Genomic DNA, 20,697 nt, shown 5'->3' with positions numbered 1-20,697 from the left:
CTGGATGGAGGTGCTGTTCAGTGCGTCAACGGCATACTGCTGACACCTTCAGTTGCGGGCGAGACGCGGTGCAGATCCGATTTCTGATGTGCGCGGCGGGCGAGGGCCCAGGGCCGTTGTTCGGCTGGCCCGACCGCGCCGACCGGTGCTGGAACAGCCGACTGCGCGACGAGCCTGAGTAGCGCGGCAGCGCGACAACGCTGCGCCACGTCGTGCATCGCGACCCGAGAGGCGACACCACCGGGTACGCGCTCACACGAGGCGGTGCGGATCGTGGAACTGGCAGCGGCCACCCGGCAGGTATACGCCGCGCTGTGGCGCTTCCTGACCGGGATCGGCCTGGTGCCTTGGATCGAGTAGGAGGCCGCCGCCAACGAGCCGCTCCCCAACCTGCCGGCCGAACCGCGAGCGGTCCACTCACCCGTGGTCGACCGGCTGTGGTTACGACTGGTCGATGTCGCCCGGGCCCTGGCCGGATGCCGCTGCTCCACCCCGCTGGACGTGGTCCCGGACGTCGATGACGACTTCTGCCCCTGGAACGCCGACCGCTAACGGCTGCAGGCCGAGAAAGACACCGTCACCTGCGAGCGCACGAAGGCCCCCGCCGACCTCCACCTCACCGCAGGCGAACTCGCAGCAGTCCTCCTCTGCGGCACCACGCTCGCCTCCCTCACAGCCGCGGGCCTCGTTCGAGAACTGCTGGACCTTCTACAGCGTCGGTTAGAGGACGAGCTGCACGTCGTAGGCACGCAGCCAGGCGTCCAGTTGCAGTGTGGTCTCCAGGGCGGCCCGGCTCATCCCCTGCTTCAGGGCAGCCGCGCCCTCCCGGCACACTGCCGACTTCAGTCCGGGGGCGATGAGGGGGTCAAGAGGAGCGTCCCCCGTGCGGATCAGTTCGGCCAGCCGCTCACGTAGCGTCCGGTCGTAGGCCTCGGCCCTGATGGAGGGATAGGGCGTCTTGACCCGCTGGGCCACCGCCTCCGGCAGCAGGTCCCGCATCGCCGCCCGCAGCAGGCTCTTCTCCCGGCCATCGAAGCTCTTCATGGCCCACGGGATGTTGAAGGTGTACTCGACCAGGCGGTGGTCGGCGAAGGGCACCCGGACCTCAAGACCGCAGGCCATGCTCATCCGGTCCTTGCGGTCGAAGAGGATTTGAGCGTGCCGAGTAAGGGCGAGGTAGGTGACCTCGCGATAGCGGGCCTCCACCGGGTCCGCGATGTCGGCGCGGGCGTCGATCTCAGCGACGGCGGTGCTGTGACAGTCCCGCTCGTACGCCGCGAGGTCCAGCTTGGCGAGCAGGTCGGGCGAGAAGACGACCTCGTTGCCCTGGTAGTTGGCGCGTCCTTCGTGCACCCAGGGGAAGGTGCTGGAGAGCACGGTGTCCCGTTCGCGCTGCCAACGGTAGCCGCCGAACACCTCGTCACCGCATTCTCCGGAGAGCGCGACCGTGGAGTGCCGACGCACGATGCTGAAGAGCAGGTGCAGCGAGGCGTGTTCGTCGCCCTTGGCGATGGGGAGGTCGTACGCCTGGAGGACGGAAGCCCGCAGGGCGGGATCGAGCAGGTCGGGTGCCTTGAGGGGGAGTTCGCTGTGGTCGGATCCGACATGCTCGGCGAGCAGCCGGGCGTACACGTGGTCCTGGTTGGCGGCGGCGCCCGCCGAGCCGTCCGGGTCGGGGTCGCTGACCGAGCAGGAGCGGATGCGCCCGGTGCCGGCCGTCTGTGAGGCCTGCGCGGCGAGTGCGGTGAGCGAGCTGGAGTCGAGACCACCGGACAGCAGCGTGCACAGTGGCACGTCGGAGACCATCTGCTCCTGGACGATCTGCTCCATGAGTTCCCGTACGGTGCTGATCGTCCGGTCGAGGGAATCGGTGTGCTCGGCCACCCGCAGCCGCCAGTACCGCTCCTCGGTGAGACCGGAGCGCCCGACGCGGACCATGCCGCCGGGCGGCACCTCGCGCAAGCCGCGGAAGACGGCGTGACCCGGGACCTTGGCCACGGAGAGGATGTCCCGGAGGCCGTCGACATCGAGGACCGGGGAGAACCCGGGGTGGGCGAGGACGGCCTTGGGCTCGGACCCGAAGAGCACGCCCGAGGCGGTCTCGGCGTAGTAAAGGGGCTTGACCCCCATCCGGTCCCGGACGAGCAGCAGTTCCTGCCGGTCCAGGTCCCAGACGGCGAACGCGAAGATGCCCTCCAGCCGGGTGGCGAGTCCGGCTCCCCACTGCTGGTAGGCGCGCAGCACCACCTCGGTGTCGCTGCGGGTGGTGAACCGGTGGCCCAGGCCGCTGAGCTGAGTACGCAGTTCCTGGAAGTTGTACGTCTCGCCGCTGTACGTCAGCGCGGCGCGTACGGCGGAGGGGCTTTCGGCGGCCATGGGCTGGCAGCCGCCCTCCAGGTCGATGACGGAGAGGCGTCGGTGTCCGAGGGCGACGTGGTCGCTGGTCCACAGTCCCGCGGCGTCGGGACCTCGGCGGGCCATGGTGGCGGTCATGGCCAGTGCCGTGCCGTGGTCGAGCGGGCGGGCGAAGTCGACCCAGCCGACGGTACCGCACATGTTTTTACACTCCTGTGAAGCGGCGGGCCCATGGGCCCTGAGGGAGGGAGGTTGGGGGTGCCGGCCGGCGGCGCAGGGCTTCAGAGGCGCTCGACGTGGTGCTGCGGGCGGGCGGCGCCGCGGGTGTCCAGCAGCAGCGGCGCGTGGGCTTCGATGAGGTCCGTGTCGTAGACGCGGTGGTGTTGGAGCAGGACGGCCAGGTCGGTGTCGGCGAGGGCGGTTCGCAGGTCCGGGTCGGCGGCCTGGACGGGGGCGCCGTCCACGGTCCATTGGGGTACGTGGGGATCGTGGTAGGAGACCTTTGCACCCCGCGTGCGTAGCCGTTTGACGACATCGCGGGCGGGGGTCTCGCGATGATCCGCGATGTCCGCCTTGTAGGTTACGCCGAGCAGCAGGACCCGGGCGCCGGTGAGCGTCCGGCCGGCGCGGTCCAGGAGGTGCTGAGCGCGTTCGACGACATAGCGCGGCATCCGGGCGTTGATCTCCTGGGCCAGTTCGACCATGCGGAAGGGGTAGCCGAGGGTGCGGACCTTGTGTGCCAGGTAGTTGGGGTCGATCGGGATGCAGTGCCCGCCGACGCCGGGCCCGGGCCAGAAAGCCTGGAAGCCGAACGGCTTGGTGGCGGCGCAGGAGATCGCGTCCCACAGGTCGATGCCGAGTTCGTGGCAGAACACCGCCATCTCGTTGACGAGGGCGATGTTGACGTGCCGGTATGTGTTCTCGATGAGTTTGGCCATCTCCGCTTCGCGGGTGCCGGCGGCCTGCACGATGCTGTCGATGAACTTCCCGTAGAAGGCCGCCGCGGCCGAGGTGCAGGCGGGTGAGTGGCCGCCGACGACCTTGGGTGTGTTGCGGATCCCGAAGGCACGGTTGCCGGGGTCGACGCGCTCCGGTGAGAACGCCAGCCAGAAGTCCCGGCCCGCGCCGAGCCCCGATTGTTCGAGGATCGGCCGCAGCAGTTCGTCGGTGGTGCCGGGGTACGTGGTCGACTCGAGCACGACCAGGGTCCCGGGCCGCAGATGGCGGGCGACCGCCTCGCACGCGTCCCGGACCATGGCCAGGTCGGGCCCGCCGTGCTCGGACAGCGGGGTGGGCACACAGATGACGACGGTGTCGGTGTCGGCGAGGACGCCTTCGTCGGTGGTGGCGGCGAAGCCACGGGCACGCAGGTCGGCGACAGTGGCGTCAGACACGTCGTCGACGTGCGAGACACCTGAGTTGAGGCGGTCGACGGTCGCGGGGTCCCGGTCGAGGCCGACAACGTTCAGACCTGCCCGGCCGGCCTCCACGGCGAGGGGGAGCCCCACGTAGCCGAGTCCGATGACGACAAGATCGCTGGTCACAGCGTCCCCTTTCGGAAGTGGGTGCCCCTGGCGGGGCACCGGAATGGGTGGGACCGGGGCGAGCGGCCGCTGTCAGACGACTCGGGCCCGGCCCGCCAGCACTGCGACGAGGAGCGGTAGCGCTACCAGGAGCGCGAAGGCCGACGCGTAGCCGCCGAGCCGGCCCGTGCCCAGCGCCAGACAGGCGTTGAGGACCGCGGAGGCCAGCCCCAGGACGACGACCTGGCCGAGGTTCATATTGGTCTGCAGGGCGCTGGTGGTGTGGCCCTGCCGGCGCGGGGCGCTGTGTTTGAGGGACAGCACGGTGACACACGGGTCCAGCAGGCCCATGCCGACGGCGGCCAGCGGCATGGCGGCCACCGCGATCAAGGGGTGCACGCCGCTGAGGCTTCCGGCGGCGGCCAGGATGACGGACACGGCCATGATGAGGGCGCCCGCAGTGATCAGACGGTGCCGGGCGACATGCTGGAGCAAATTGCCCTGAACCCAGGACGCTGCAGCCCACAGCACCGCCGCTGTGGTGAACGCCACGCCGACCGTCACAGTGGCGACGTCCCGCTCGGTGATCAGCATCAGCGGAACCAGGGCCTCGACGGTGAAGTACGTGCCCGAGGTGAGGCCGCGCAGCAGCACGGTGGTCGGCAGTCCGCGGGCACTGCGCCAGGTGCCGGCCGGCAGCAGACGGGGGGCGAACACCACGAGCAGAGCGACGCCGACGACGACGAACAGCAGGTGGCGGACGTCCCATTCCGAGACACCGAACTGGCCGAGCGCCGCCCCGAGGCTGAGCATCGCTGCCACGACCAGCGGCGGGCGGGCGGCGCGTTCCTCGGCCGGTGGCAGGTCCGTCGGCGCGGCCCCGTCGCTGGAGGGGCGACGGAGCACGATCGCCAGCACGATTGAGGGCAGGAGGGTCAGCGCGGCGAGGCCGTAGAAGACGACCCGCCAGGACCACGCCTCGGCGACCACGCCCGCCAGTGGCGGGCCGACCAGGGACGGGATCACCCAGCTCGCGCTCATCAGCGCCAGCATCCTTGGCCGCAGCTGCTCCGGGTAGGACTGGCCGATTGCGGTGGTCACGGACACCGCGACCATGCCGGCGGCGAGACCGTCCACGAACCGGCCGGTGACCAGCTGCCAGATCGACTGGCTGGAGGCCGAGACCAGCAGGGTCAGGACGGACAGCACCATGCCGAGCGCGAGCGGTCGGCGTGCACCCGAGCGGTCCGCCCAGTGCCCGCCGAGCACGCCGCCCAGCAAGCTGGCGGCGACGAAGCTTCCCGCCACCAGCGGGAAGAGGGAGACTCCGTCGAGGTCGCGGGCCGCCGTGGGCAGAGTGGGGACCACGGCGAGGGCAGCAAATCCGGTCAGGAACATCACCACGGCGAAGGTCGTGGTGGCAACCGCGTACGGGCGGGAGAAGATCCCTGTTCCGGTGTCGGCCAGGGGCTTCGGCGGGCTCTCAGCCATCGCTGCCTGTTCCCTTTGGACCTGGGACGTCGTCATGGGTGTCGCAAGCCAACCACTGGGCCTGGGCTCGGGCCCCGCCGTGCACGTCGGCGGCGGGGCGCCATCCGGTCTCGGCGGTGACCAGGGCGGTGGACATCAGGGGCGGGTGCGCGCCGTCGGCGCCGGTGCCGGGGTGCCAGGGAGTGGCCCGGGCGGTGTCCGTGACGAGCTGGGCCAGCTCGTTCTCCTCGTACCGCACGGACGCCACGTTGTATGTCGCCGAGCGCACGGGGGCGGTCAGGATGGCGGCGAGGGCTCCGGCCATGTCGCGGTGGTCGATGATCTGGTGGCGACGGCCGTTGAGCAGCTCCATGGGGCGTCGGGTCCAGGCTCGCAGCATCCACCCGGCGAGGACACCGTGCAGAGGCGCGTGCGGCCCCACCTGCTCGGCAATCCGTACGACCTGGACGGGAATCCCGGTGCGGGTGCCCCAGCGCCGGCAGGTCTCCTCCGCGTCCCACCAGGCACGCGCCTCAGCGTCGGCCGGTGGCCGCCCGCTCACGGCGTTCTCGGTGCACTCCTCGTCGGTCAGCCCGCGGTAGACGGCGGCGGAGGCAATCAGGACCAGGCGCCGCACGCCCTGCCGCTCGGCGTCGGCGAACAGGTCCGGCAGGGCGTCGCTCCGGCCGTGCGGGTCGGCGAGATGGATCACGGTGCGTGCCGCGGGATCCGGCCGTTCGCCGGGGACCGCGGCGCATCCCGCGTCGGTGAGCAGCCGCGCCAACTGTTCCCGGAAGGCCGCGGAGCCACCGGTGACCGCGAGGTCGGCCGTGGTGGCACGAGGTCCGGGCGAGGCCGCGCGGCGGGCCGCCCGGCCGGCGGCGAACGCGGTGAGCGCAAGCGCCCGTATCCGCGGGATCATCTCCATCAGCTCGGCGCCGGTGTACTCCTCGCACAGGCCGCCGGGGCCCAGCGAGTCCATCACCGCGTCCGCCACCGCCGGGTCGGATTCCGCGGCGGTCAGCCCTTCGACGACGGCACCGGTGGCGAAGGCCGTGAGCCACACGTGGCGGCGCACGACGGCCGGCAGCCCGGGTCCGTCGTGTTCCGCGAGCCCGGTGTCGCACCGGTCCAGCAGACCGACGCGCCGCAGGTACCGGTCGGTGTCCAAGTGCTCCCAGTACGTCCCGTACCGGACCGCGCAGCGGGCCTCTCCGTATTGGTAGTAGGGCACCACGGAGAACGCGGCGCAATCGTACGTCCGCACGTCTACGGCGCGCTCGGAGAAATAGGTTGCGCGTCGCCATCCGTGCGTGCTATTTCCGGCGAGGCTGGGTACGTCGTCATGGTCCACGGTGCTGGGAACAGCGATACGCACCGGAATTTCTCGTGATTTCAGATACCGCTGGATGACGACGTCGTAGGGCCAGCCTTTGCCATGTGTCACAGCAAATTTCTGATATTCGCGGGCGATTTCGGCGGGCAGCATGAGGGCGAGCGAGGGCACGTGCTCATCGATCGCCCGGGCCCACTGTGCTCCGGTGAGAGCGCCGAGGCGCACGACTCCGCTGTTCCTTCCCTCCCAGCCCTCGTAGAAGGCGACCGCCTCTCCGGGGACGGCGGCGGCGACCTGTTCCAGGTAGGGGAAGAAGCCGTCGGCGATCAGGACGTCGTCCTGGAAGACCACGTGGTGGGTCGCGTCGTCCCCGACGCAGCTCCATGCGGGGTTCGCGGTGCGCAGCGCGGTGGGCGGACCGGACGGGTCCGGGTCCGTCACGACGCGGATGCGTCGCAGAGGGTCGCGGGCTGCGATGACCTCGGCGGCTGTGGCCCTCCGGGGGTGGGTCATTACGGCGCCCGTCAAAGAGATGGGGTGCACGGCTTCCCTTCTGGCCTCGCGGATGTGGGCCGCCGGGCCGACGGCGGAGGCCGGCCCGGCGGGCTGGGGCGGTGTCAGTTCTCGGCCGCGGCCGAGTTGCGTACTTGTCGTACGTTCTCGTTGAGACCGTGGTCGGCGCCCTGCTCCCTCTCCAGCCGGATCATCGCGGCAGGGCGGTAGTTGAGGATGTACGCCCTGCGGGTGGCGTCCGTGGTGTTGCCGCGTGAACTGTGCAGGGTCGTGCCCGCGTGGGCCACCGCCTCGCCCGCCCGCACCGGCACGCACGTGGCTCCCGGTTCGTCCTCGGAGCAGTCGCACTCGATGTTCTTGCCGTCGCTGGTGGGGCGGTGTACCCGCAGGGGCTCGCGATGGGAGCCACGCATGTACCACATGCAGCCGTTGTCGGCGACCGCGTCGTCGAGCGCCACCCAGATCGACACGGCCCGGTGGTCGGGCATCTCGATCCAGTACGCCGCGTCCTGGTGCCACGGGGTGGGGACGCCGGTGTGCGGAGCCTTGTGGATCAGCATGTCGAAGTCGAGCTCCGCGTCCGCGCCGATCAGTTCGCGGGCGAGGTCCAGTGCGTGTGAGTGCAGCGGGAGTTCGCGCAGCGGCGGATGGAGTGCCGACGGCCACATGATCTGTGTGATGTTCTCCCGAACCCCGTCCCGGAGTGGAACGTGCGAGCCGAGGTCGGACCTCTTGTCGCCGGCCGCGATGTCCCCGCTCAGGAAGCGGTCGTAGATGTCTCGGTAAAGGTCGAGGTCCCCGGGAGCGATGAGCTCACCAACAGGGGCGAACCCGTCCTGGGCGAAATTCTGCGCAACGCTGGAAACTACCTGCGCGGTCACGTTCAACAGCCCCATTCTCTAGCTCTGCACCGGTACTGCACCGGTATTGCACACGGTTTTTCGTGGAGCGTGAATTTGCAGTAGAAAATCGAATAGGGAAACCGAAGGTAATGGTCTGGACCAGCTACTCGTCGACCTTAAATTGCTTCAACGATCACAGTCAACAGCGAGAATCGGAACCACATGGGAATGTTCAGGCCATACGCCTATCGGTGTTCCAGGCCCCCTGGCCGGCCGGCGATCAAGGCGGCTACAGTCCTGCGCGCCGGGTCCCCGGGACGCGACCGCACTACGAGGAGACACAGGTGACCGACACGAACGGGCGGACCGCACTGCTGCGCGTGCGCGCCGCGATACGCCGCAACCCGTACGCGTACATGCTCGACGACGCCGAACTCGGCGCGCTACTCACCGACCTGGCCGAGCGGCGGGCAGCCAGCATTGCCCGGAACCACGCAGCAGCAGTCGGCGAAGCACCCCGCGGGCCTTACCCCCGCCCGGCGATGGGTTTCGTCATCCTCGACCCGACAGCCGAGTCCGGTGCCGAACCGGCCGATACCGTGCTGGGCGCTCTCACCGTCGGCGAGGACGCGCGCCGCTTCCTGCCCAAAGCGGCTGCCAAGGCTGCGACGCACCAGCGTCTGAGAGGCAACAACGGCACGGCCGTACACACCGATCCGCATCTGCTGGGCAACGGAGCCTTCCGCTACGGGCACTCCGCCGAGGTGCGGGGGGTCGTCGTGGCCGCCAGTTCGCAATCCCCCGACCAGGATCTGTACGAGGCCTCACGCCTTGCCGCCGACCTCGTCGAGGAGGTCGGCATCCGGCACCGGCGGTACGAGCGACGCGAGGGCGAGCGGGACTGGCTCGCTGCCACGGACGAGCCGCCGGCCCGCTATGCCGGGATGACAGCATGGTTCCCCGAGGAGTCGGCCGACTCCGCCGACTGACGCCGAAACGGGCGGACGCTCAGTCATGAGGCCCACCTGGTACTGCAGTGGAACTTCACCATTTCCGCTGGTCAGGCGGGTAGTTTCGAGCTTATCGGGCTGGTGGGCCGTCAGTGGATGGTTCCGGCAAGCCGCCTCGGGCACGGGTGCGTCGACGGTAGTGGCAGGCACGGGCAGTGGCTCGATGGCGTCTGCACCAATGGGACCAGTTCAGTGCGCTGGCGCGATGGTGCGCGGGCCGGCGACGGACAGTTGCCAGCAGGCGCCGGTTGGGTGTGTCGATACGCATGAAGTGAACCGATTACGGGCTGGGTCGGGGCTCCTCGTGGAGGACGTACTCGCCTCGGTGCCGCGCAGGGATCGGAGGTGGTGGGGCGAGTGCCCTCTGCGGGGGCTGATGCCGGACGGCCGCCGCAAGTCGATCCAGGCGAGGGCCTCGCGGCTGCCGGACGGCAACGAGCAGAACCTGAAGTAGTTCGTGAACCAGTCCACCTGGGATCCGGTGCCGGTTCAGCGGCGTATCTGTGAACGGATGCTGCCGCTGGTCGCACCGACGGCGTGGGTGATCGACGACGTGTCGGTGCCCAAGGACGGCCAGATGCCGGTCGCCGTGGCTCCGCGGTACTGCGGAGCCCAGGGCAAACGCGCCAACTGTCAGGTCGCCGTCAGCGTTCACGCGGCGAGTGACACCGCTTCGTGCCCGCCGCGATGGCGGCTGTTCCTGCCTGAGGACCGGGCCTCGGACCGCGACCGCCGGGCCAGGACCAGGATTCCGCCCGAGGTTACCCACCAGGAGAAGTGGCGCCTGGCCCTGGACATGCTCGATACCCTCGCCGAATGGGGCATGAAGGCGCCGGCCGTGGTGGCCTACGGCACCAACGCCCACCTGCGGGCCGCCTCGCAGGAACGTCGGCTCGCCTACGTGCTGGCCATCCGGGCCGGTGTGACGGCATATCCGTTCGCCACCAAGCCTGAGGCCCCGGCCCGCAGGGGCACGGTCGGCTGCTGGCATCAGCCCCGCTACCGCCACCGAGCGCCCTCCATGGCGGCCCTCGGCGTGGGACTTGAGCGAACGGATTTCACCCCGCTCACCTGGCGGCAGGGCTCGCGCGGAGAGTTACGTTCCCGCTTCGCCGCCGTACGCGCCCGGCCGGCCGGTAAAGCCGTCGAGCGCCCGATCACAGCCACGGCCTCCGCTGAGCAGGGCTGGTGGGACGGGGTCCTGCCCGACTGCCGGCTGCTGACCGAATGGCCCGAGGACGCCGAGGCATCCACCGAGTACTGGCTGTCCAACCTGCCCGCCGACACCCCGATCGCCGACCTGGCCGGGCTGGCACCACCACATCACCCTCGTGACCGTCGCCTACGCCTTCCTCACCGAACAGCGCCTGGCCCCAAAAGCGCCCGGCCCGGTCTCACGCCCTGCCAAGTCCTCGACGCCCTCCAGAGCCCCTGAGGTGTCGGACCGGCATCTGCACCACCTGCCACCAGCCCCTGCCCCTGCCCGCGAGAACACGCACGACACCAAGATCAAGACAGACCTAACGGAGTCCTATTGGTGCCGCGAGGCGAGGTCATGTGATCCAGAACCCTGGTTCATGCCCAAGCTCGATGATCAGTATGAATAGGGTTGCTAAAGAGCGCCTCAATTGGCCTGATCACTGGGCTGGTTGACGTGAATTCGATGGTTCGACGGCGGGTCCCGAATCGGGACGTGAAGTGTTTAAGGTGTCGTCTTCGAGGCCGTCAAGGGCTGCGCTCGGAGGGAAAGGGCCTTCGGCTCATCCGGGCCGACTCCGGGACCGCCGGTTCACAGAATGGAGCCATGCGGGGCGTCGACCTGCCGAGCGCGACATCTCGCCGGCCATCACTGACGCGGATATAAGGGAAATGCGTGATGGCCGTGCCTACCGGGGTAGGGGTCGAAGAGGGCTCAGGGAAGCACGAAAACGGGACCGCGCTCCATGTAATCCATGTCACTTGACGTTCGCCTTGAACCAGTTGGGGGGTAATAGCTAGATGCATCATCGAGCGTGAGCGGTACTCAACTGGGCTGCCAAAACTGCCGGATTCATGATCTGCGGACGTGATAGACATGAACAACGCTGCGAGGTAAAGGGGCTGACTCACCCTCAGACGGACACCGCAGGAATGGCGCGAAAACTCCGAACCCGGTGACTCGAACGTTTCCTCCGGGCCCAGGCCGGACAGCCCTGTGCCTTGTGTTTCCTTATTCACGGGCACACGCACGCTCATGCCACGAGCCATCCCCACCCACCGTCATCACTCGACCAGTGAGGGAAGTAACGTGCCGGCACACCAGAAGCTGTACCTTCGCCCGTCCGTGGTCGCGCAGCCCCTGCTGCACCGCTGGTACGCGTGGCCCTATCTCCTGGCACCCCACACCGGCGCGCTCAATCTACGAGACCGTCTCCTCCCTATCGTGGACAGCTACTTGAAAGCCCCTCATATCCACGAATCGGTCACCGCGGACCCCCACCGCTACGGCGCCCCCTTCCTCGATCCCCAAGGCGCCGACCACGAGGACGTCCAAGCCGTTCGCGACACGATGGCCAAGGAAGGCCACGCCAAGCTCCAACTAGCCGACGACATAGACCAACTCCGCACCCTCTTGCGGGAGAACGCCCTCGGCGGGCCGATGGAGCCCCTCTACCCCCTGGTCCCCGACGCCCTCCGCGGACGGGTCGAACTCGTCTACGACACCGCCCACCGGCCCACCTTCCGCTTCTTCGAACCGCTGATGTACGCCTCTCCGGCCTACGAACGCGACGGCCAGCGCATCTCCCTCACCGCCGCACCAGCTCCTCAGCCCTTCGTGTACAGCAGCCCGGTTCTCCCTCACCCTGATCGACTGGACATCGACCTGCCCTTCGACTCCCCTCTGTGGGACGAACTCTTCACCGCCCGCACCACCCCGGTCGACGTCCCCCGCCTCGCGCAGCGCTTCGGCATCCCCGAGGCCGACATCCCTGCCTTCATCGCGTTCTTCCACGACGTTCCGCCGGCCGCCCACACTCGGCCCGCGCCCGGAACCGTACGGACCCGTTACTTCAATCACGCGACCGTGCTCATCGAAACCGACACCACGTCCGTTCTCCTCGACCCCCTCATCGGCTACACCGACGACGGTCACCAGCACTACACCTTCGAAGACCTCCCCGCACACATCGATGCCGTGGTCATCAGCCACTTCCACTCCGACCACTTCTCCGTCGAAACCCTTCTCCAACTCCGCGCGCGCATCGGCACCGTCCTCGTTCCCCGTGCCTCCGGCGGATCTCTGCCCGATCCCAGCCTGAGGACCATGCTCCAGGCCCTCGGCTTCCCCGACGTCAGGGAACTGTCCGAACTCGAATCCCACCAGGTAGCCGACCGCGTCGAGGTCACCGCCCTCCCCTTCCTGGGCGAACACGCCGACCTCGACATCCGCACCAAGATGGTCCCCCTCGTCCAGGCCGCAGGCCGCACCTTCCTCTTCGCCACCGACATCACGCCTCTCGAGCCCGCTCTCTACAACAACATCCCCCACCTCACAAAGACCCCTCTCGATGCCCTCTTCATCGGTCTCGAATGCGTCGGAGCCCCCCTCAACTGGCTGTATGGACCGCTTCTGGAACAGAAGCTCTCCCGCGAACACAACGCCGGGCGCCGGCTCAAGGGCAGCGATGCCGCTCAAGCCGACCAACTCGCCCAACAGCTCAACGCCCGACACGTCTACGCCTACGCCATGGGCCTCGAACCCTGGCTCAAGCACCTCACCGGCTCCGACTACGACCCTGAAGCCGAACCCGTCCGACAAGCCGCCGTCCTCGCCGACCTCAGCGCCCGACGAGGCATCACATCCGAACTCCTCCGGGACCAAGCCGAACGCAACTGGCCCGCCCTCGGCCCGACAGGGCAGTAGGCGTCGAGCGGAACTCCTTCCCCGCGGTACTCGTCGTAGATCCCCTTGGATGGTGTGCGCACATGCAGAGCAACGCCGGGCGCGGCAACGCGCCTCTGCGCCACTTCGGTCCGCGGAATCCCGGCACGGGCGACGTCACTCGCGCCACCCTGGTCTGCTTTCCGTGCGCGGGTGGAGGGGCGACCGGCTTCGCGTCCTGGCGGCGGTTGCTGCCCGACCAGCTCGATCTCTACGCCCACGTGGCACCTGGGCGCGAGGAGCGCGGGCGAGAGGTGCCTCTCAGCTCAGTGGACGAGCTCATCGCTGATGTGCTGCCGGACGTGCTGGCGCTCTCAGGTCCGCTGGTTCTGGTCGGGCACAGCTTCGGCGCCGGCCTGGCCTACGAACTGACGCACCGGCTGACGCTGGCAGGGCGCCCACCGATCCGGCTGGTGGTGCTGGCGTCGGTCGCCACAGGGGCGACGAAACTGCGGCCCCCCAGAGATGATCACGAGATCGAACTGCTCTGGAAACGGCTCGGTGCAAACCCCGCCGGTCTCGCCCGTCCCGGGTTCCGCGAATGGCTCTTCCCGGTGTTGCGCGCGGACTTCACCGCGCAAGCGGCTTACCGGCCTCCGCTCAGCCGAGCGCACATCACCACGCCTGTCACGGTGATGTACGGGGACGAGGATTCCGTGGTGACGGCCGATGAAGCATCAATCTGGCGGACGTTGTGCGCGGGGCCGTTCGAGGTCACGCCGGTACCGGGCGGACACTTCTTTCCGCAGACCTCGACAGCTGCGACGATCGGCGAACTCGTCCGTGCCCTCGAGCGCTAGTGCGCAACACTGTCCGCGCTTTTCGGCGTCGGCCCTGGACCATGACGAAGAAATGGGAGCCGGATTCGACAGGACGTTTCCGGACTTTCCGTGCCACGACTCTCTGCGGCGACTGGATTCAGTCACCGAAATGGTGTCGCAGAATCAAGAAAAGCCCCCTTGATCACCCGATCGGTGGCGGCTAGGCTACCCGAGTCGAGAAGTTAGGATAATGCCGCAGGGGGAACATTTGTCGATGAGTAATGACGATTCGAGTACCCTGAAGTTCCTTTTTGAGGAGTGCGCCCGAAAGGTTCCGGGGAGCATCGCCCTGGAATTCGAAGGCGAATGCATGAGCTACGGCGAACTCAATCGCCGTGCCAATATGCTGGCGCATCACCTGCGGGACGCCGGCGGAGTCCGTCCCGACGATCGGGTGGTGATCCTGGTTCGGCACCCGCCGGATGTGGTCATTGCCGTGCTGGCCGTCATCAAGGCCGGCGGCGCCTATGTCCCCCTGGACCCCGACAACCCGCCGGGTGTGACGCAGCGGATCGTCGAGAACGTGGCGCCGAGGGCCATGGTGATCGAGTCCTCGTCGGCGGCGGGCGCGATGTTCTTCGACGGAGAACTCTTCGTGCTGGACGTCATGGGTGCCTCACTCGACACCCCGGACTCCGACCCCGAGCCGGCGGCGACGCCGTCCGACCTCGCATACGTGATGTACACATCGGGAACGACCGGGACGCCCAAGGGCATAGCCGTCGAGCACCGTGCCATCGTCAACACGGTGACGTGGCGCAATTCCTATTACGGATTCGGTCCGGAAGACGTGACGCTGGCAATTCCGCGACCGTCGTTCGACAGCTCCGTAGCGGACACTTTCTGCGCCCTCACGTCCGGTGCACGACTGCTCCTGCCCCGCCGGGACCGCATCACTGACCGGCGTTATCTGACCGGCCTGATGGAGCAGCGGAGTGTTACCCACTTTCTGATCACTCCCGCGCTGTACAAGCGCCTTCTCGGCGGAATGGACGCCCAGCGGGCGAAATCCCTGCGCAGCGTCACCATCGCCGGTGAGTGGTTCACGTCGAGTCTGACCCAGGAGCATTTCCAGCGTCTCCCGGCGGTGCAGCTGTTCAATGAATACGGCCCCTCCGAGAACGCTGTCTGCTCCACCGTCCACCCGCTCGCAGCCACCGATGCGAGCGTGCTCATCGGCAAGCCCATCGACAACACCGAGGCGTTCGTCCTGGACGAGGACGGCACGCCCGTGGAACCGGGCGGAACCGGCGAGCTGCACCTGGCCGGGGCGGGGCTGGCCCGGGGCTACCTGGGCGATCCGGAGCTGACCGCGGAGAGGTTCTTCACCCCGTTCTCGCCCCCGGCCGCGGGAAAGCGGGTCTACCGCACCGGCGACATCGTCCGGCAGCGCGAGGATGGTGATCTCCAGTTCATCGAGCGCCGCGACGAGCAGGTGAAGATCCGGGGCCGCCGGGTCGAGTTGGGCCATGTGGCCGAGATCCTCTCGAAGGACGCCGCGGTCGGCTACGTCCACCTTTTGCGTCGCGAAACGGATTCCGAGACGCCCCTCCTGATCGCCTTCGTCCAGGGCCCCGCTGCCCGGGACGTGGACCAGCTGCGCGCGCTGGCGCAGGACAACCTGCCGGGGTACATGGTCCCGTCAGCGATCATCCCGGTCGACGCCGTGCCGCTCACCGGCCACGGCAAGGTCGACGAAGCGGCCCTGACCGCCTTGTACGAGAGCGCCACCGGCCAGGCCGGCTCCGGCCCGGAGCCGGTGACGGAGACCGAGGCAGTGCTCCTGGCGGTCTGGCAGAAGCTGTTCGCACCCCTGCGCATTGCCCTGGACGACGACTTCTTCGACCTCGGCGGAGACTCCCTCAGCGTGATGGATCTCGTCTCCGGTGTGGAGGAACGGCTCGGAGTTCAGCTGGACAACTCGGCTGTCTACACGGACCGGACCATCCGGAGTCTGGCCCGAATCATCGAGAACCGACGGAACGAGAAGGCGGGTACATCTTGAGCGGGAAACGCGGTACCGATTCCATGTTCACCGGTGTCGACTACGACGTGGTCATCGCGGGCGGCGGACTGGCCGGGCTCTGCCTGGCCAAGCAGCTCAAGGACGAGTACCCGTCGCTCTCCGTCCTCGTCTGCGAGCGCGAGCGTTCACCGATACCCCTGTCCGCGTTCAAGGTCGGCGAGTCCACGGTCGAGGTGGGGGCGCACTACTTAGCCGAGGTCATCGGCATCCGCGACTACCTGGAAGAGGAGCAGCTGGAGAAGCTGGGTCTCCGATACTTCTACGGTGGCGCGGACGGCCTCCACGAGGAGGCCGAATTCGGCGTCAACCGCTTCCTCCCCGCCAAGTCCTACCAACTCAACCGCGGTTCCCTGGAGGAGCACCTGCGCGTCGTGGTCGAGGGCACCGGGGCCGAGCTGACGCAGGGCGTCAAGGTCCTCGACATCGAGCTCGGCGAGCAGGACGCCGCGCACCGGGTGACCTACCAGTCCGACCAGGAAGGCGAGGAGGAGGCCACCACCGTCACCTGCCGCTGGGTCATCGACGCCACCGGTCGGCACCGGCTGCTGCAGCGCAAGCTCGACCTCACCAAGCGGTACCCCAAGCCGCACAACTCGGTCTGGTTCCGGCTCGAAGGCCGACTCGACACCGACGAGGTGGTCGGTGCCGACCACACCGCCTGGCACGACCGCATCCACGAACCCCGCTGGCACTCCACCAACCACTTCATGTTCGAGGGCGGTTGGGTGTGGGCCATCCCGCTGGCCCCCGACCACACCAGCGTCGGCATCGTCGTGTCCGACGACCTCCACCCGGTCACGAAGTTCAACCGGATCGAGAAGGCCATCGACTTCGTGGTCGAACGCGTCCCGGGCTTCGATCCCGCCATCCGTGACCTGCCGGTCCTCGACTTCCGTGTACTGAAGAACTACAGCCACTCCTCGCAGCAGGTCTTTTCGCACGACCGCTGGGCGTGCGTCGGGGACGCCGGGGTCTTCGCCGACCCCTACTACTCCGTGGGGTCCAACCTGATCGGCTACGCCAACGGCTTCGTGACCGAGATGATCGGCCGGGACTCGGCGGAGTCCTTCGACGAGGGCTTCGTACGGTATGCCAACCGCTGGTTCCTCTCGCTGGCCGAGGGGCTCACCATGAACATCCAGGGCTCGTACGTCTTCCACGACAACGCCGTGATCATGTCGCTGAAGACGATCTGGGACTACTACGTCGGGTGGTCCTTCTCCGACCCGCAGTTCTACGGGAAGACCTACCTGGACGAGTCGGCGAGCACGACGCTCAGCTCCCTGGGCGCGCACGCGGTATCGACCCAGGGCACCATCATGAACCTGTTCCAGAACTGGGCGCGCAGCTACCGCGGGGTCTTCGCATTCGACTACATCGACTACTACGACGACCTGCCGACGCTCGCCCGCCTCTTCGCCCAGAACCTGCCCGGCTCCGAGACACCCGCCTTCGGCACGGTGCTCACGAGCGTGCGCGACGGCCTGGAGCGCATCGAGGAGCTGGCTCACGTCATCTTCTACCTCGCGCTTGAGGACGCGCTGCCCGAGAGGCTGGAGGAGATCCGCTCCCGCGGCTGGCTCAACGTCTCGGCGATGAGCCTGGATCCGGAGCGCTGGGAGCAGGACGGCCTGTTCGCGCCAAAGAGTCGGCCCCGGCTTGACGAGGTCAAGGCCCTGGAAGAGGAGCTGCGGGGCCTGTACCGCGTCTCCTCGGCAGTCGGGCGCTAGCCTCCCGCTCCTGTCGCCACATGTGAGCTGCTCGTCCCGGACAGTCCGACTGCCCGGGACGAGCCGCGTCAGGGTCAGGGCAGCGAGCGCCCAGCAGACACGGGCTGCCCGGAGTCGCCGAGGGCACGGCCCTGGCCGGGGCCGTCGGCTGGGCCCTCTCGCTTCCAGATGCGCTGGACCAGCACCAGCAGCGGCTGTGTCAGCAACGTGGTGGCGATCGCCATCAGGACCAGCACCGTGTACAGCGGACCGCTCAACAGCCCTGCCTGGAAACCGGCGTTGAGGGCGATCAGCTCCGTCAGCCCGCGTGTACTCAGCAGTACCCCGATCGTCATCGATGTCCGGTTGTCCAACTTGCACATGCGGGCAGCCAGCGCGCCGGACCCCACCTTGGCGACGACCGCCAGCACGGTGACGCCCACCAGGACGGATATCGCGGTGCCGTCCAGGGTGCCGATGGAGACGCTCCGGCCCGAGACCACGAAGAAGAACGGCAGCAGCAGCGACCCGATGCTGTCCAGTGAGCGCACCAGGTCCGGGCTGAGGGTGCCGTCCGGCTCGCGCGGCGTGACCACCCCGGCGAGCAGCGCGCCGAAGATCACGTGCAGGCCGAGCGCGCTGGTCACCCAGGAGGCGGCGAAGGCGAACCCGATCAGTGCCGACAGCCGGGCCGCGGAGGAGACGCCGGGGGACCGCATGAGTCGGCGCAGCAGCAGGCGTGCCGGCCAGGCCATCACCACGACGGCCACCACCAGCAGGATCAGCCGCACCGGAAGTGATATTCCCGACCCTTCGCCGCTGTCCATGATGGTGCCGAGCAGAACGGCCCAACCCACTACGTCGATCAGTCCGGCGGCCGAGACGGCGATGACGCCGGGCACGGTGGCGGCCAGGCCGTTCTCCCGCACCACGACGATCAGGACCGGAACGGCCGTGATCGACAGTGAGACGGCCAGGAAGAGGATCGAGCGTGCCGACAGGTCCTGTGGAAGGCCGAGATTCTCCAGCGTCCCGTGGAAGAGGAGAGCAGCGCCCGCGCCCATCATCATCGGCACCGCGAAGGCCGCCGCCGCGACCGTCAGAGTGGACCGGGACCGGCCGCGCAGCAGGCCCAGATCCAGCTCGTAACCGACGAAGTACAGGAAGAGGACGAGTGAGACCTGTCCCAGTCCCGTCAGCATCGGTGCGATCTCGGCCGGAAACAGTGTGTTGCCTACGGCGGGCGGGAGTTGGGACAGCAGACTGGGGCCAAGGGCGATACCGGCTATCAATTGGCCGACTATGGAAGGTTGTCCGAGTTTCCGGGCCAGCATACCCGCCCCATGGGCGGCCACCAGGATGACAGCGGTAGCTCCCATGAGATGGGTAATGGTCTCGTCCGGGCTCACATAATCCCCCTGAGATCGGTTCCGCAAACGTCTGGTTGAGTGCGGTAGGTGGGGCGCCCGACGAATTTTCACCAGATCGGGTAGCGCCCGCACTGAAATGGGTGATTGCCCCCGGCGGAGTGGAACTCAACGCGTGTGCAGCTGGGGGAGGTGGGCCGACTCTAGCCGAGATTGATCTCCGATAGGGCGAACTGGCCTACTTGATCGGGGACTTCAAGCCGATCACCAATGAAGGGTATTGCGGGCCGCCCTGGGCTGTCGTAGCGTCAATTGCGTTCAATGCCTGGTGCGTCGGAGTCGGCCGAGGCTGGGGTGACTCTCATGTCGCCACTGCCATAGCGGCGCCCCGGAGAGCAGCCCAACACCTCCGTCCCCTTGTCCAGCAGCCGGTGCAACCCCGACTTGCGTCCACCCGGCCGGAAATGCCTCCCGAAGGGCTCATCGCGTTGCGTCACTCATCGTTTTCGGCCGATTCCATTTATCCGCGGCCGTTGGACGCCTACGGGTGGTCCGCTGAACTTGATGACCACTTCAGGTCCGTGACCGACGCCCCGACCGTGCCCGGCCGGGTCATTCGGGTCGACCGGGGCCGTTGCGACGTCGTGATCGCCGACGGCGACTCCGGGGTGACCGTCGTGCACGCCGACACCGGTCCGGTCGCGGACCCCGACCCGATGCGGCTGCCCTGTACGGGTGACTGGGCGGCTGTCTCGGTCGGCGCCGCCGGCACGTTCGTCCAGGCCTTGCTGCCGCGTCGAACGGCCATGGTCCGCTCCAGTGCGTCCCAGCGCTCCGAAGGCCAGGTGCTCGCGGCCAACGTCGACACCATCGCGGTCGTCGTGTCCCTGGACACGGAGCCGGACCTCGGCCGGATCGAGCGGTTCCTCGCTCTCGCGTGGGAGAGCGGAGCACAGCCGTTGATGATCCTCACCAAGTCCGATCTCGCGGAGGACGCGGACGCCGTCCGCGAGACGGTCGAGCAGGCTGCGCCCGGGGTGGACGTCCTGATTGTCAGCGCCACGAGCGGGGAAGGGATGGACATCCTCGCGGCCGTTCTGACAGGGACGAGCGTCCTGGTCGGGCAGTCGGGCGCGGGCAAGTCCACCATCGCCAACGCGCTGCTGGGCCGCTCCGCCATGGAGGTCCAGCAGACCAGGAGCGACGGCAAGGGCCGTCACACCACGACGACCCGCGAGCTGATGCCACTGCCGGGCGGCGGTGTGCTGATCGACACCCCCGGTATCCGAGGGGTGGGCATGTATGACGCCTCCGAGGGCCTGCAGCAGGTGTTCTCGGAGATCGAGGAACTCGCCGAGGACTGCCGGTTCCGCGACTGCGAGCATGTCGCGGAACCGGGCTGTGCGGTCATCGAAGCCATCGAGGACGGCATGCTGCAGCAGCGCCGGTTGGACAGCTATCGCAAGCTGGTCCGCGAGAACCAGTGGATGGCCTCGCGGAGTGACGCCCGCCTGCGTCAGGAGCGGCTCAAGGCGCTGAAGACGCAGGGCAAGGAGGGCATGGCCAACATGATCGCGAAGCGTGGCTGACGCGAGGCGATGGCCGGGTCGGCGGCCGGGCGGGGGAGTCCCGGTCCGCCCGGCCGCAGGCACGACAAGTACATAGGCATCCTGTGGTGTCAGTGGGTGTTCCTGCCGAGCGTGGCTCGGCCACGGCCTCACGCGGTGCGCGGTGTGTTCGCGTCCCACCTCAGTGAGGGGTGCGGCCGCCCGCGCCCGACGTGGTGTTCGAAGCTGATTGCCG

The 20,697-nt window shown here is 68.2% G+C and carries 12 protein-coding genes and 1 pseudogene; 7 read left to right on the top strand and 6 right to left on the bottom strand.

Translation table 11 applies throughout. The features are described from left to right. Positions 1-720 precede the first annotated feature (720 nt). The 5 genes from asnB to ACH4YP_RS40520 all read right to left on the bottom strand — a co-directional run bounded on the left by asnB (position 721) and on the right by ACH4YP_RS40520 (position 8,093). A complete protein-coding gene (gene asnB, locus ACH4YP_RS40540) occupies positions 721-2,556 on the bottom strand; it encodes an asparagine synthase (glutamine-hydrolyzing) (RefSeq protein WP_398496133.1) in 1,836 nt (611 codons plus the stop codon). Positions 2,557-2,636: 80 nt separating this feature from the next. Further along, entirely contained in the window at positions 2,637-3,899 is a 1,263-nt protein-coding gene (locus tag ACH4YP_RS40535; protein WP_361069578.1) for a nucleotide sugar dehydrogenase, read from the bottom strand. Between the two features lie 72 nt (positions 3,900-3,971). Further along, on the bottom strand, positions 3,972-5,369 hold the full coding sequence (locus ACH4YP_RS40530) for an MFS transporter (RefSeq protein ID WP_398496131.1): 1,398 nt from the start codon (positions 5,367-5,369) through the stop codon (positions 3,972-3,974). After that, complete coding sequence (locus tag ACH4YP_RS40525; protein WP_398496129.1) at positions 5,362-7,197, bottom strand: NAD-dependent epimerase/dehydratase family protein; 1,836 nt, start codon at positions 7,195-7,197, stop codon at positions 5,362-5,364. Before ACH4YP_RS40525 ends, ACH4YP_RS40530 begins: the two co-directional genes overlap by 8 nt. Before the next feature lie 104 nt (positions 7,198-7,301). Further along, on the bottom strand, positions 7,302-8,093 hold the full coding sequence (locus ACH4YP_RS40520; protein WP_361072236.1) for a phytanoyl-CoA dioxygenase family protein: 792 nt from the start codon (positions 8,091-8,093) through the stop codon (positions 7,302-7,304). 290 nt (positions 8,094-8,383) lie between these two features. On the opposite strand from ACH4YP_RS40520, the gene ACH4YP_RS40515 reads away from it, so the two are divergent. From ACH4YP_RS40515 to ACH4YP_RS40490, 6 genes and pseudogenes are all read left to right on the top strand, one after another. Further along, positions 8,384-9,028 (top strand): hypothetical protein, encoded by a 645-nt coding sequence (locus ACH4YP_RS40515; protein ID WP_361072233.1) that lies wholly within the window; start codon positions 8,384-8,386, stop codon positions 9,026-9,028. Between the two features lie 226 nt (positions 9,029-9,254). Continuing rightward, positions 9,255-10,482: pseudogene (locus tag ACH4YP_RS40510) on the top strand (IS701 family transposase); the annotation flags it as partial. 854 nt (positions 10,483-11,336) lie between these two features. Then, a complete protein-coding gene (locus ACH4YP_RS40505) occupies positions 11,337-12,953 on the top strand; it encodes an MBL fold metallo-hydrolase (RefSeq protein ID WP_398496128.1) in 1,617 nt (538 codons plus the stop codon). A 62-nt stretch (positions 12,954-13,015) separates the two neighbouring features. Then, positions 13,016-13,771 (top strand): thioesterase II family protein, encoded by a 756-nt coding sequence (locus ACH4YP_RS40500; protein ID WP_398496126.1) that lies wholly within the window; start codon positions 13,016-13,018, stop codon positions 13,769-13,771. 211 nt (positions 13,772-13,982) lie between these two features. Further along, on the top strand, positions 13,983-15,797 hold the full coding sequence (locus ACH4YP_RS40495) for an amino acid adenylation domain-containing protein (protein ID WP_398496125.1): 1,815 nt from the start codon (positions 13,983-13,985) through the stop codon (positions 15,795-15,797). Continuing rightward, positions 15,794-17,548, top strand: coding sequence for an NAD(P)/FAD-dependent oxidoreductase (locus tag ACH4YP_RS40490; protein ID WP_361072504.1), 1,755 nt, complete (start codon positions 15,794-15,796; stop codon positions 17,546-17,548). Before ACH4YP_RS40495 ends, ACH4YP_RS40490 begins: the two co-directional genes overlap by 4 nt. A gap of 74 nt (positions 17,549-17,622) precedes the next feature. On the opposite strand, the gene ACH4YP_RS40485 is transcribed toward ACH4YP_RS40490, so the two are convergent. After that, positions 17,623-18,906, bottom strand: a complete 1,284-nt coding sequence (locus ACH4YP_RS40485; protein WP_398496123.1) for a cation:proton antiporter — start codon at positions 18,904-18,906, stop codon at positions 17,623-17,625. A 452-nt stretch (positions 18,907-19,358) separates the two neighbouring features. Here ACH4YP_RS40485 and rsgA point away from each other — a divergent pair, with 452 nt between their 5' ends. Further along, on the top strand, positions 19,359-20,483 hold the full coding sequence (gene rsgA, locus ACH4YP_RS40480; protein WP_398496121.1) for a ribosome small subunit-dependent GTPase A: 1,125 nt from the start codon (positions 19,359-19,361) through the stop codon (positions 20,481-20,483). Positions 20,484-20,697 lie beyond the last annotated feature (214 nt).

It is taken from the genome of Streptomyces sp. NPDC020747 (genome assembly GCF_044334695.1).
In the GTDB taxonomy this organism is placed as follows: domain Bacteria; phylum Actinomycetota; class Actinomycetes; order Streptomycetales; family Streptomycetaceae; genus Streptomyces.
This window is presented reverse-complemented; position numbering and strand designations above follow the sequence as displayed.

Coding starts and splice junctions, on each gene's coding strand:
- asnB (WP_398496133.1), bottom strand. CDS start 2,556: ATGTGCGGTACCGTCGGCTGGGTCGACTTCGCCCGCCCGCTCGACCAC.
- ACH4YP_RS40530 (WP_398496131.1), bottom strand. CDS start 5,369: ATGGCTGAGAGCCCGCCGAAGCCCCTGGCCGACACCGGAACAGGGATC.
- ACH4YP_RS40525 (WP_398496129.1), bottom strand. CDS start 7,197: ATGACCCACCCCCGGAGGGCCACAGCCGCCGAGGTCATCGCAGCCCGC.
- ACH4YP_RS40520 (WP_361072236.1), bottom strand. CDS start 8,093: ATGGGGCTGTTGAACGTGACCGCGCAGGTAGTTTCCAGCGTTGCGCAG.
- ACH4YP_RS40500 (WP_398496126.1), top strand. CDS start 13,016: ATGCAGAGCAACGCCGGGCGCGGCAACGCGCCTCTGCGCCACTTCGGT.
- ACH4YP_RS40495 (WP_398496125.1), top strand. CDS start 13,983: ATGCCGCAGGGGGAACATTTGTCGATGAGTAATGACGATTCGAGTACC.
- ACH4YP_RS40485 (WP_398496123.1), bottom strand. CDS start 18,906: ATGGGAGCTACCGCTGTCATCCTGGTGGCCGCCCATGGGGCGGGTATG.
- rsgA (WP_398496121.1), top strand. CDS start 19,359: ATGCCTCCCGAAGGGCTCATCGCGTTGCGTCACTCATCGTTTTCGGCC.